The organism is Pseudoalteromonas phenolica (genome assembly GCF_044788725.1).
Taxonomy (GTDB): domain Bacteria; phylum Pseudomonadota; class Gammaproteobacteria; order Enterobacterales; family Alteromonadaceae; genus Pseudoalteromonas; species Pseudoalteromonas phenolica_C.
This window is the reverse complement of sequence record NZ_CP173161.1, coordinates 1327689-1341198: the sequence shown is the minus strand read 5'-3', so window position 1 is coordinate 1341198 and position 13510 is coordinate 1327689. Positions and strand designations below refer to the sequence as shown.

At 40.9% G+C, this 13510-nt stretch carries 9 protein-coding genes; 1 reads left to right on the top strand and 8 read right to left on the bottom strand.

Annotated elements, in window-relative coordinates:
* Positions 1-446 precede the first annotated feature (446 nt).
* From ACH784_RS06270 to rlmD, 7 genes are all read right to left on the bottom strand, one after another.
* Positions 447-1280, bottom strand: a complete 834-nt coding sequence (locus ACH784_RS06270) for a LytR/AlgR family response regulator transcription factor (RefSeq protein ID WP_404394268.1) — start codon at positions 1278-1280, stop codon at positions 447-449.
* On the bottom strand, positions 1273-2403 hold the full coding sequence (locus tag ACH784_RS06265; RefSeq protein WP_404394265.1) for a sensor histidine kinase: 1131 nt from the start codon (positions 2401-2403) through the stop codon (positions 1273-1275). Before ACH784_RS06265 ends, ACH784_RS06270 begins: the two co-directional genes overlap by 8 nt.
* 134 nt (positions 2404-2537) lie before the next feature.
* The gene (gene eno, locus ACH784_RS06260; protein ID WP_404394263.1) at positions 2538-3830 is read right to left on the bottom strand and encodes a phosphopyruvate hydratase; all 1293 of its coding nucleotides are present in this window, start codon (positions 3828-3830) and stop codon (positions 2538-2540) included.
* Positions 3831-4058: 228 nt separating this feature from the next.
* Entirely contained in the window at positions 4059-5693 is a 1635-nt protein-coding gene (locus ACH784_RS06255) for a CTP synthase (protein WP_404394260.1), read from the bottom strand.
* 165 nt (positions 5694-5858) lie between these two features.
* The gene (gene mazG / locus ACH784_RS06250; protein WP_404394257.1) at positions 5859-6659 is read right to left on the bottom strand and encodes a nucleoside triphosphate pyrophosphohydrolase; all 801 of its coding nucleotides are present in this window, start codon (positions 6657-6659) and stop codon (positions 5859-5861) included.
* A gap of 71 nt (positions 6660-6730) precedes the next feature.
* Positions 6731-8887 carry a GTP diphosphokinase gene (gene relA / locus ACH784_RS06245; protein ID WP_404394254.1) on the bottom strand — a complete coding sequence of 719 codons (2157 nt, stop codon included), beginning with the start codon at positions 8885-8887 and terminating at the stop codon, positions 6731-6733.
* Positions 8888-8892: 5 nt separating this feature from the next.
* A complete protein-coding gene (gene rlmD, locus ACH784_RS06240) occupies positions 8893-10206 on the bottom strand; it encodes a 23S rRNA (uracil(1939)-C(5))-methyltransferase RlmD (RefSeq protein WP_404394252.1) in 1314 nt (437 codons plus the stop codon).
* An 81-nt stretch (positions 10207-10287) separates the two neighbouring features.
* On the opposite strand from rlmD, the gene barA reads away from it, so the two are divergent.
* On the top strand, positions 10288-13047 hold the full coding sequence (gene barA / locus ACH784_RS06235; RefSeq protein ID WP_404394249.1) for a two-component sensor histidine kinase BarA: 2760 nt from the start codon (positions 10288-10290) through the stop codon (positions 13045-13047).
* On the opposite strand, the gene ACH784_RS06230 is transcribed toward barA, so the two are convergent.
* On the bottom strand, positions 13044-13388 hold the full coding sequence (locus ACH784_RS06230) for an HIT family protein (RefSeq protein ID WP_404394246.1): 345 nt from the start codon (positions 13386-13388) through the stop codon (positions 13044-13046). The genes barA and ACH784_RS06230 overlap by 4 nt on opposite strands.
* Positions 13389-13510 lie beyond the last annotated feature (122 nt).

Genomic DNA, 13510 nt, shown 5'->3' with positions numbered 1-13510 from the left:
TTTTAGAGCTAGCAAGGCGAATTTATGAAGCAATAGCAGGCTATTGGAAATAAATTCAACGCAGCTAGCGTTAAAAATGGCAGCTAGAGAGTTTTTAATTATCCGAATCTCTGGTTAATTATTAATGATTTCTCACAAATTGCGCATGGTGTGCAGTAAACAGACAAGCATGTAAACTGCGCCTGACTTTATCCTGTTCCATTAACCTCATTGTTACAATGCAGATTCGGTATCATGAAATAGAGCTGAGACGCCCGCGCTATGCGTCAAAATAGTGCGCGACAAAACGAAACAAATTTACGATGAAATGTGTAAGCCTTTTGTTGCTTGGGTTAATGAGGTGTTTTTATATTGGGGTCGTGCGCCATATTGGCGCACTTATTTAATGAGTTGCTTTGAACTGATGCAGCTCAGGCATTAAATGTAAGATAAGTGTTAAATCAGGCTTAGTTTATAACTGGCTTTTCCGCAATAAAATTTTGCAAAACTGGGCTGTAATTTCTGCTGACTTTTAGCTCAATATCATCATTCAAAGTCACTATACTCTCGTTGTTTCGAAGTGGCTTTATACTTATTACGTGATTTAAATTAACTATGGTCGATTTATGAATTCGTGCAAATTGCTTTTCGTCTAATAACGACTGCAATTTCTTCATGGTGATCCGTAATACATGGGTGTCTTTATCGGTATGCACACACATATAATCACCTGCCGCATCTACCCATTTTATTTCTTTAACTGGAACGAGCACTTTTTCATTATCGCTGTTCTTAATCACAATCTCTTGATTGATTGAGGTAGGAAGGGGTTCATCTGATTCAAGCCACTCTTCTAGCTCGGTGATTTCAATCCCTGATGTCTCACCAAGCGCATTGAGTAATTTAAATTTCTCTTTTTCTGCTTGGTGGGGGTTTTGTCGCTCAAGTATTCTCGACACGGTTTTTTGTAAACGACCTAAGTTTGCCGGTTTAAGCACATAATCAATGGCATTAAGCTCAAATGCTTCAATGGCATATTCACTATAAGCACTAACAAACACTATCATAGGTAATGTATCGGCTTGCATCGCTTGAACAACTTCGATGCCATTTAACCCGGGCAGCTGTAAATCAAGAAATAACACATCTGGCTCTAAAGTTTGGCAAAGCTTGATGGCTTCATCACCATTTTCAGCCTGACCAATCACTTTTATTTCAGGAATTTTCGCCAGACGAAGGCTCAGCCCCTCAAGGGCTAATGGTTCATCATCAACAATCACGGCCGTTAATTGTTTAGTCATTATTTACCTCATAAGGCATCGTCATGGTTACTGTATTTCCTCTTTCTTGATTTGGTGCCAAAGTCACCTCACATTCGCCATTAAACATCACATCTAATCTTGAGCGGGTATTTTGTAAACCAATACCAAAGCCTTTACTGTTTAACTCTTTTACAGCTTGGCCCGTATCCGTTATTTTAATTATTAAACTCTCATTGCTTTTATATGCCTTAAAAGTGATCTCAGCGCCTTCTTTGCTTGGCTCTACCGCATACTTAACTGCGTTTTCGATAATGGGCTGACAAAGCATATTGGGTAATACACAGTGCATTACGTCTTTATCTACGTCAAAGTTTACTTTGAGGCGTTTACCAAAACGGACCTTTTCAATCGACAAATAGAGTTTCAATAACTCCAATTCATCTTTCATCGTACTGTTACTTTGTTTTGTTGCTTCTAAAGAATGTCGGAAAAAGTCACATAATTTGTCTAGCATCTCTGATGCTGTGTCGTTTTCTTCTTTTAAGATCAGCGTCGAAATCGCATTCATTGTGTTAAACATAAAATGCGGATTGAGCTGATAACGTAACATTTCAAGTTGCGCGTCTTTAGCCAAAGTCTGCGCTCTTAATAATTGTTCATGTTCTCTTTGTAACTTGCTGTTATAAAGCATGATGAAGAAGATTGACGTCCACACAAACATGGTCGCTAAAGAAAACAATAACCAACCACCGAATTCGAGCATATTCCATGCTTCATTCCACTGTTGGCTATGAACAATTACTTTGTAACTACCTAACTTAATAATGTTATACAGTAAACCCAGCACTGCAGCCGATGAAAAACTCATTATTAAAGTTTGCTTCAAAGTATTGTGAATGACTCTTTGAATAAACAACCACTGTAATAAAGAGAGGCAAAAACCACTGAGTGTTTCGACTATGAGGTTAATTATTTGACCAACTAAATTAAAGTCAGGGGAGTCAAATTGCGGACGAATAATGGCAATAAACACCACAAACATGTAACCAAGCCAGCCACCTATCTGTAAGCTCCAAAACTGTTTAGACAACCTTTTAAAAGCGGAAGATTCTAATTCTAGCGGATTGCTGTCTGTAAGATGGGCTTTATTGAAAACGTTCAAAGCTTGCTCTATTTGTTTTGACTCTATAAATACTTTATTCAATAGAAATAAATAGGCAAGTAGAAAAGCGAAATGTATAAAACACAGGCACAAAAAAGCCGCCTTATTAGGCGGCTTTCAAAATCAGTTAAAAATTACTGACCTTTGATCTCGCTACGACCGTTGTAAACTGCTTTGTCACCTAGCGCTTCTTCAATACGAAGAAGTTGGTTGTACTTAGCTACACGGTCTGAACGACATAGTGAACCAGTCTTGATCTGACCTGCAGACGTTGCAACTGCTAAATCAGCGATAGTTGCATCTTCAGTTTCACCAGAACGGTGAGAGATAACCGCAGTGAAACCAGCTTCATGTGCCATTGCAATCGCGTCAAGCGTCTCAGAAAGTGAACCAATTTGGTTAAACTTGATAAGAATTGAGTTACCGATGTTTTCATCGATACCACGCTTAAGGATCTTAGTGTTTGTTACGAATAAGTCGTCACCAACTAGCTGAACTTTATCACCAATCTTATCAGTTAGTACTTTCCAACCAGCCCAATCGCTTTCGTCAAGACCGTCTTCGATTGAAACGATTGGGTAACGAGCAGCAAGGTCTGCTAAGAAGTCAGCAAAACCTTCAGAGTCGAATGCTTTACCTTCACCTTTAAGGTCATATTTACCGTCAACGTAGAACTCAGACGCCGCACAGTCTAGCGCTAATGTGATGTCTTTGTTTAACTCGTAACCTGCAGCAGCAACAGCTTCAGCGATTACTTCTAGTGCTTCTTCGTTTGACTTAAGGTCAGGTGCAAAACCACCTTCGTCACCTACTGCCGTGTTAAGACCACGTGCATTTAGTACTTTCTTAAGGCTGTGGAAGATTTCAGCACCCATACGTAGTGCTTCACGGAAGCTAGACGCGCCAACAGGCTGGATCATGAACTCTTGAATATCAACGTTGTTATCAGCGTGCTCACCACCGTTGATGATGTTCATCATAGGTACTGGCATTGAGTACTTACCTGAAGTACCGTTGATGTCAGCGATGTGCTCGTATAACGCAACGCCTTTATCTTCTGCTGCTGCTTTAGCTACTGCTAGAGATACAGCTAGGATCGCGTTTGCACCTAATTTTTCTTTGTTTTCAGTGCCGTCTAAGTCGATCATGATTTGATCGATAACGCGTTGTTCAGTCGCGTCTTTACCAGCTAGTGCTGATGCGATGTCGTTATTGATGTAGTTAACAGCAGTAAGTACGCCTTTACCTAGGTAGCGTGACTTATCACCATCACGTAACTCAAGTGCTTCGCGAGTACCAGTAGACGCACCTGATGGTGCACACGCACGGCCCCAAGCGCCTGACTCTAAATGTACATCAGCTTCAACGGTTGGGTTACCGCGAGAGTCCATAACCTCACGACCAATCACTTTAACGATTTTTGACATCTTGATTCCTCTTATTCCCATAGTGGTGATAATGTTTTATTGATAGCTATTTTCCTGTATAGGATTAAATAACAGTTTTACTTAACCCCATAATAACCATTGGTCTGCATTGTTTAAATTGAATAAAAATAACGCTGCACAGCAATGTTTATTACATACCAACCTTAACAAAATCCATGTAGTCGGTTTAGAGACAAAAAAGCCGTGCAAACGCACGGCTTCTTCAGGTTATTTCTCGGCTTTCTGATGTGCAAACGCTGCACCCACAAAACCTTCAAATAACGGGTGACCATCACGAGGTGTCGATGTGAACTCAGGGTGGAACTGAGCTGCAATGAACCAAGGGTGATCTTTATTTTCGATAATTTCAACTAGCTTCTTATCTTCAGACAAACCTGTGAATTGTAGGCCCGCTTTTTCAAGACGCTCGATGTAATTGTTGTTCACTTCATAACGGTGACGGTGACGTTCAGTGATTTCAGCATTGCCATACACTTCACGTACTTTTGAACCTTCTTTTAAGTGACAAAGTTGCGCACCTAGACGCATTGTGCCACCTAAATCAGACGCTTCATCACGTACTTCTACGTTACCTTCTGAATCTAACCACTCTGTGATCAGACCAACAACTGGGTGCGCTGATTCTGCGTCGAACTCTGTTGAGTTTGCACCTTCAAGACCTGCAACGTTACGCGCATATTCGATTAGCGCAACCTGCATACCTAAACAGATACCAAGGTAAGGTACTTTGTTCTCACGTGCATACTTAGCCGCTAGGATTTTACCTTCAACACCACGGCCGCCGAAACCACCTGGTACTAAAATAGCATCAAGGTCTTGTAATAGCTCAACACCTTTACTTTCGATATCTTGTGAATCAACGTATTGAATGTTTACTGTTACACGGTTTTTAAGACCCGCGTGCTTCAACGCTTCGTTTACTGACTTGTATGCATCTGGTAGTTCAATGTACTTACCAACCATACCAATTGTCACTTCACCAGTTGGGTTAGACTCTTGATAAAGAACCTGTTCCCACTCAGCTAAATCAGCTTCTGGTGCTTCAATGTAGAAACGACGACACACTAAGTTATCAAGATCTTGCGACTTTAATAACGCAGGGATCTTATAAATGCTGTCTACGTCTTGAAGTGAAATAACCGCTTTTTCTTCTACGTTAGTGAAAAGTGCGATCTTTGCACGTTCGTTTGCAGGAAGTTTGCAAGATGAACGACATACTAGAATATCTGGTTGAATACCAATTGAGCGTAGCTCTTTTACAGAGTGCTGAGTTGGCTTAGTTTTAACTTCACCAGCAGCACCAAGGAATGGTACTAAGGTTAAGTGCATGAATAATGCATTTTCACGACCAAGTTCTGTACCAAGCTGACGAATCGCTTCTAAGAACGGTTGTGACTCGATATCACCTACAGTACCGCCAATCTCAACGATCGCGATATCGTGACCTTCAGCACCTTCAATTACACGGCGCTTGATGTCATTAGTGATATGTGGAATTACCTGAATTGTCGCGCCTAGGTATTCACCTTTACGCTCACGACGAAGCACGTCTTCAAAAACACGACCTTGCGTGAAGTTGTTGCGCTTTGTCATTTTGGTGCGAATGAAACGCTCGTAGTGACCTAAGTCTAGGTCAGTTTCAGCACCGTCTTCAGTTACATAAACTTCACCGTGCTGAATTGGGCTCATTGTACCCGGATCCACGTTGATATAAGGATCCAGCTTAAGAATAGTTACGTTTAAGCCACGGGCTTCTAATATTGCTGCCAACGATGCTGCGGCAATACCTTTACCCAAAGACGAAACAACCCCGCCCGTTACGAAGATAAATTTTGTACTCATGCGAACCCTAGAATATCAGGAAAATGGAATTTTAAATAAGAATCAAGACGGGGCGATAGTATAGCAAAGCACTTAACATCAATCCACAAAAATTTAGCGTAAGCGCTTTAAATATTGACAAGTAAGACCTCAAAAAATCGTCGTCATTGTTTGCCTGATACCGTCTCATTGTTTCGCTCTTTTCTTCACCAGCTCCCAAGCCTCATCCATTTCTTCTAGGCTTGACGACTCTAGCCTTTTCCCCCGCTGTTTAAGTACGGCTTCAACTTGGGCAAATCTGCCAACAAATTTATCTGTCGCGTTTCTCAGTATCTGTTCTGGGTCGTGTTTAGCATGGCGAGCAACATTGACTGTCGCAAACAGTAAATCACCTATTTCTTCGGCCGAGTGATCAGACTGAGGGTTTTCTGCAAGTGCTTCACTCACTTCAGCCACTTCCTCAGATACTTTTTCAAGTGCCCCATGGTAATCTGGCCAATCAAAGCCGAGGTTTGCCGCGCGCTTTTGTACTTTTTTGGCACGCGTTAATGCTGGTAGTACTTTCGGAATATCATGCCATAGAGGTTGCTCAGATGAGTTCGGCTTTGCGGCTTTTTCTCTATTTTTAATCGCCTGCCATTGTTGCTCTAGCTCTTCATCGGTTAATGTTTTTTGCTCTGAAAATACATGAGGGTGCCTACGAACTAGCTTATTGTTTAAACCTTCAACCACCTCGTTGAAATCAAACAGCCCCTGCTCTTTGGCCATTTGCGCGTAAAAAATAACTTGGAATAACAAATCACCCAACTCATCTTTAAGATCCACCATATTGTCGCGCTCTATGGCATCAGCCACTTCATAAGCTTCTTCTAAGGTATGTGGCACGATGGTTTTGAATGTTTGGGCTTTATCCCAATCGCAGCCCTTTTCGGGATCACGAAGTGTTTGCATGATGTTGAGCAATTTATCGATTTCAGTTTGATTCATTTTTTAAACACTTATTTTTAAAACAATAAAGTCGGCAAATGCCGACTTTATTAAATTGATATTTTTAACTATTAATGCTGTCGCTTAGCTTCAAACACACCGTCAATTTGAACCAACTTAGTGATCAAGCGGTTCATCGAAGACAGATTAGAAACCTCTATTTGCATTAGGAATACTGCGGTATTTTGCTCATAGTTAGTTTGCAAGTTCATGTTTAATACATTCACTTTTTCATTGGCCAACACTGAACTAATATCACGAATAAGGCCTTGTCTGTCCTGCGCTTCAATTCGTAAATTAAGCGCATAAGATGACTTAATATCATCAGCCCAACTCACTGCAATTTCGCGCTCAGGATGTTGCTCGCAAATATGCGCAAACGACTCACAATCACTACGGTGCACTGCAATGCCACGACCTTGCGTGATATAGCCAACAATTTCATCGCCTGGAACTGGCTGACAACATTTAGCTACATGGCTAAGTAAGCTACCCACACCATCGACCACAATGCCGTTTTTGTCGCCTTTCACCTTTTTACGAGAAGTGATCTTAAGCGTATCTTCAGGCTCAGGCTTCGCTTGGATAAAGTTTAGGAATTGGTTAATGCGTACATCGCCCGCCCCCAATGCGACCATCAAGTCGTCAAGCTCTCTAAAGTTAAAACGCTCAACCGCAGGCTCTAAGTCTTTATAGGTTAGATCTAGTTTCGATAAATGCGAATCTAGCATCTCTTTACCCGCTTGTAGGTTTTTATCTCTGTCTTGCTGCTTAAACCAGTGATGGATTTTACTGCGAGCACGAGACGAGAAAATATAACCTAAGCTTGGGCTTAACCAGTCACGACTTGGCGCTGGATTTTTCTGGGTTAAGATCTCAACCTGATCGCCAGTTTTTAGCTTATAGGTAAACGGGACTATTTTGCCAAACACTTTAGCACCCACACAACGGTGGCCGACATTAGAGTGAATGTAATAAGCAAAGTCCAGTGGCGTCGCACCGAGTGGCAAGTCAAAAATATCGCCTTTAGGAGTGAACACGTAAACCCTGTCTTCAACCACTTGGTTTTTCAGTTCATCGGCTAAGTCACTGCCATCAACAACTTCTTCTTGCCATTGAAGTAGCTTGCGTAACCAGCTTATTTTTTGTTCATAACCTGAGCCTCGCCCAGGTAAAGCGCCTTCTTTATACATCCAGTGCGCCGCAACGCCAAGCTCAGCATCTTGGTGCATTTCTTCAGTACGAATTTGGATCTCGACTGTTTTACCTTCAGGACCAAACACCACGGTATGTATAGACTGGTAACCGTTTTGTTTTGGTGTGGCAACGTAGTCATCAAACTCTTTTGGTAAATGACGCCAACTAGTATGCACAATACCTAGCGCGGCATAACAGTCTTGAATTTCATCCACCACAATGCGCATAGCGCGAATATCGAAAAGCTGATCAAATTCATAGTTCTTTTGCGACATCTTTTTATAGATGCTGTAAATGTGCTTGGGACGCCCATAAACCTGCGCTTTTACGCCGGCTTCAGCAAGCTTACTAGATACCAGGTTCACCATGTTTTCCATATAGGATTCACGGTCTAAACGCTTATCAGACAACTGTTTTGCAATACGCTTGTAGGTATCTGGATGAAGATAGCGGAACGATAAGTCCTCAAGCTCCCACTTCAGCTGACCTATACCTAAACGGTTAGCCAATGGTGCGAAAATATTTGCGGTCGCTTTAGCAGTCACAACACGCTCTTCTTCATCGGCATTTTTTACTTCACGTAAATGACAAATTTGTTCGGCTAATTTAATAACAACTGCACGAACATCTTCAACCATGGCCAATAACATGCGACGGATGTTATCGATCTGTACATGACCTTTCCCCTGATGTGCCAAGGTGCTGATCGTCGCCATTTGCTCAACGCCCTGTAAAAGCAAAGCAACGTTGTCGCCGAGTTTTTCTTTTACATCATCAAAACTGATTAACCCTTCAAGAAAATAAGGCGTTAAATAAGCGGATGCCAAAGATTCAGGATCAAAATTCAACTCAGCAAGGATTTCCACCATCTCAACGGCTTTATTCAAGGTCGTTGCATTCACATCAGAAGGACATAAAGCATGGGCTCGGTCTAAATATGAGAGTTTATCGTCTGACAGATTCAGAAGATCTAGCCGAGCCGAAAAATCGGCTGGTAAGTGAGTTTGATGTGATTGGCGGGTTGCAACCATCTGCATTACCTCCTTTGGAACAACGCCATTGTCTCTATATGCCCCGTGTGAGGAAACATATTCATAAGTCCCACTTTACTGATTGTGAAGCCAGCTTCAAGTACTAAAGCACTATCTCTCGCTAAAGTAACCGGATCGCACGATACATAGAGGATTTTTTCGAATTGATTAAGTGGTAATTGCTTCAATACGTCGAAAGCACCAGTCCGAGATGGGTCTAAAATCAATACATTGGCTTGTTTATCGAACCACTTAGCACTTGAGATATCATCAGTCAGGTCAAAACATTCAAAAGATACATTTTCAAGCTGATTTTGTGCTGCATTTGCTTTTGCTCTTTGTACTGAACTATCAACCCCTTCGACACCAACAACACGTTTAGCATGTTTAGCTGCAAGCAATGAAAAGTTACCAATGCCGCAAAACAAATCTAATACGGTGTCTTGCTTATTAAGTGCTAACCAACCTAGTGATTGCATCAGCATTTTCTCATTTACTTCGCCGTTAACTTGAATGAAGTTATTAAGTTGAAAACCAAACTCAACCCCATCAACTCGATAGTTAGGGAGCTGTTCATATGCCACAGGTGTTTTGCCATCATCCCACAGAACCTGCACACCTGAGTCGCTTAACGCTGTCGTTAATATCTGTTTTGTATCTTCATCAATTACTTTGGTATGCCTGATTAATACAAATACACCGTTATCTGCTTCACAAAGCTGCACATGACTAATTGAATGAAGTTTGGCATTGTCTGTGATGGCAATTCTAAGTTGGGTGAATAGCTCTTTAAAAGAAATATTTAAAACAGGGCAACTTTCGACTTCTACTATTTGTTTACTTTTTTGCGCTCTGAAACCCAATTTGAATTGCTTCGTTTTCTTATCTGCAATACAAGCAATACGGGCAGAGCGACGATAGTGCTTATCATCACTGGTGATAGCAGGTTGCCATGCTAAGTGCGTTTCTTTCGCAAACTTTTCAAATAGTTTACTGACGGCTTGCTGTTTATGGGTGATTTGACTGTCTACTTTTAAATGCTGCAACTGACACCCGCCACATACGCCATAATGTTGGCAAAAAGGTGCAACACGCTCTTCACTTGGTGTGAGTACTTTGACTTGTTTCGCCTCAATGAGCTTTGACTTTTCATCAAGAATTTGTGCTTTTACTTGCTCGTTTGGTAATGCACCGTCAATAAAGCACACCTTACCATTGTGATTTGCAACACCACGACCTTGATGATCAAGCGACTTTACATTCAAAGTCAGTACTTTGCCTTTATTAGACGTTTTTTTAGCACGAAATATCTGTGCCATACGAATACCCCTTAATGTTTGCCAACCCGTGTCTAAGTCGATACTCTTAAAGCTAGAATATTAATAAGAAATAGTTCATTCATGACCAGATTAGGCCTGCGCGATAGCATTCTCGTTCTAACTTTAATTCCAACCATGCTGATTGGTTTAATTCTTGGAGGGTATTTTACAGTAAATCGCTATGTTGAGCTTGAAGAAATTCTCTTTCAACGAGGAACGAGTATTTCAGAGCCTTTAGCGATTGCCCTTGAGCAACCTGTTATACGTGAAAATAGAGCGCAACTTAAGCGCATTGTAAGTAATGCACATAACAAACACTCCCCACTTATTAAAAGCATTGCTATTTTCGATATTAAAAAAGAGTTGCTTCTGACAAGCAACTATCATGAACATTTCAACAATCTTAATTTTTCAGAAGAGATAAACTCACTACACCATACTGAAATGGTAAAAAAAGATGATACTTTCGTCTTTTTCACCCCAATAAAATTTAACTCTCAACCCGCAGACCAATGGCAAGAAGCCCATGCTGCACCTTTGGCATTATTAGTGATTGAAGTGAGTAAAGATCAAGCCATCATTGCTCAGCAACAAACATTGATCATGAGTATTAGTATTATTGTTATCGCGCTTATCTTAAGTGGCATTTTATCTCTACGTATCAGTAAGGTATTAGTTGCACCGCTTTCAAAATTATTATTAGCAACTGACAAACTTGTCGAAGGGAAACAAGACATTGGATTGCAAACCCCTATGCAAGGCGAGTTTGAACTGCTTCGTCAAGGGCTGCATACCATCAATGGTGCAATGGCAAACCAACGTGACGAAATGCAAAAGCATATCGACCAAGCCACCAGTGACTACCGAGAGACACTCGAGCAGTACGAAACTCAGAACATTCAGCTCAATATTGCCAAAAAAGAAGCCCAAGATGCCAACCGAGTTAAATCGGACTTTTTAGCAAAAATGAGTCATGAGTTACGAACTCCGTTAAATGGGGTAATTGGTTTCACAAGGCAGCTTTATAAAACGCCTCTCAATAAACACCAAAAAGAATATCTAGATACTATTGAGCTTTCGGCCAATAGCCTCATGACCATTATCAGCGATATTTTGGACTTCTCTAAATTAGAAGCCGGTGCAATGGAGCTAGAGAGTATTCACTTTCAGTTACGAGAAGTGATCAGTGAAGTCATGACATTATTGGCGCCAAGCGCTTATGAGAAAAAGCTTGAACTATCTATTTCTATTCACCCACATGTACCTGAGAACTTAGTCGGTGACCCCACTCGATTGAAACAGGTGCTTATTAATTTGATAAGTAACGCCATCAAGTTTACTGAAAAAGGCGCGGTTAAAATTGATATCACTCACCGTGTAATAAAACAAACGAATGCGTCGTTACTGGTATCTGTGAGTGATACTGGCGTCGGCATTGCGATGGAAAAACAAGACGCTTTATTCACCCCATTTGGTCAAGCAGATTCGAGTATCACTCGAAAGTTTGGTGGCACAGGCCTGGGTCTTATCATTACTAAACACATAGTAGAAGCTATGCGAGGCAGTATTAGCTTAAACTCTGCACCAGGCCAGGGTACTTGCTTTACTTTTAATGCTATTTTCGAGCTACCACAGCGCGCATTTAACAATGATTTACCAACCTATAGCTTAGAAAACAAACGCATTTTATTCTTTGAGCCGCAAGAACACACCCATTATGCGATTCTTGCTCAACTTAATGAATGGCAGATGCAAGTCACACCTTGCTTAACTGAAGAGACTTTTTTCCAAGCGTTAGACCAAGACTTTAGTTATGACATTTGTTTAATTGGTAATACAGCCGACGTGGAACAAATGCCTATTTTGAAGAACTACATTTCTAAAGCACGCCCGCTGTCAGACTATTTGTATCTTATGGTTAGTACCATTTCACACAATATGCGTGAATCTTTGGTCGGAAGTGGTGCTGACGCGTGTGCAAGTAAACCGTTACACTACAGAAAGTTATGTGAAATGCTCGCAGCTCCCTATCGCTTAGATCACCCGGATGTATCTACCGATGAAAACGATCAACCAATACTGCCGTTAAAAGCGCTCATTGCCGATGATAATGATGCAAACTTAAAGCTCCTTTCTACACTTTTATCTGAGCAAATAGAGAGTATTGATACAGCCCATAATGGTGCTCAAGCTGTCGCGCTTTGTAAGACCCATAAATATGATTTAATCTTCATGGACATTCAAATGCCCATAATGGACGGCATAACGGCATGTAAAACTATTTTAGATTCTTCTCTCAATGAAGATACACCAATCATTGCCGTGACCGCACACGCCCTAAGTGGTGAAAAAGATCAGTTGCTTAAAGATGGTTTTAGTGGCTATTTAACTAAACCCATTGATGAAGACATGCTGAAACAAACCATCTGTGATTACAGTAGTTCAAACTTTAATACCGCAAGTAAAACTAAAGTTGAGCAACCAGAATTAAGTCCAGCTCCTTTTGAAAGCCATTTATTAGATTGGCCTTTAGCGCTTCGTCATGCTGGCGGCAAACCCGATTTGGCCATTGAAATGTTAAACATGCTATTGGATAGCTTAAATGACACGCACCAACAAATAAATCAAGCGCTTGAAAATGAAGACTTCGCACTGCTACTGTCTGTTATTCATAAGTTCCATGGCGCTTGTTGCTACACAGGTGTGCCTAAATTAAAACAGTTATCAGAAACCATTGAAACCGGTCTGAAGCGCCATCAAAACATTGCCGATGTTGAGCCCGAAGTGCTCGAGTTACTTGATGAGCTAGAAAACTTTAAACAAGTGGCGCAAGCGAGCTAATTAAGTTTAGGCTCTCCAAAATTAACATGAAAATGCAAGTGCTTACTATCTTGGTAATTTCCAAGATTAGTGAGCACACGTGCAGCACCATATTCTTTTTCAACTTTACCTGCCAGCTCTTGTACAACCATCATAAGATGAAACAGTTGTTCTGAACTATGACCTCCTAAATCAGTAAATGAAGGAATATGTTGTTTAGGGATAACCACAATATGTACAGGCCAATGAGGCTGAGTATGATGAAAAGCGAGTACATGTTGATCTTCAAATACCACATCTAGCTCTACTTTGCCGCTAAGTGCTAGATCACAGTAAAAGTCATTACCTTTATAACTTGTCATGCTTCCTCCAAAATACATCTTTAGTTAGGTCAAAGGCTTTATAAGAAAAGATCCTTATCTTTAATACTTAGAGTGTAGCAATGAATTAAAAAACGAGGATATATGAAGCGAAAAAGCGGTTT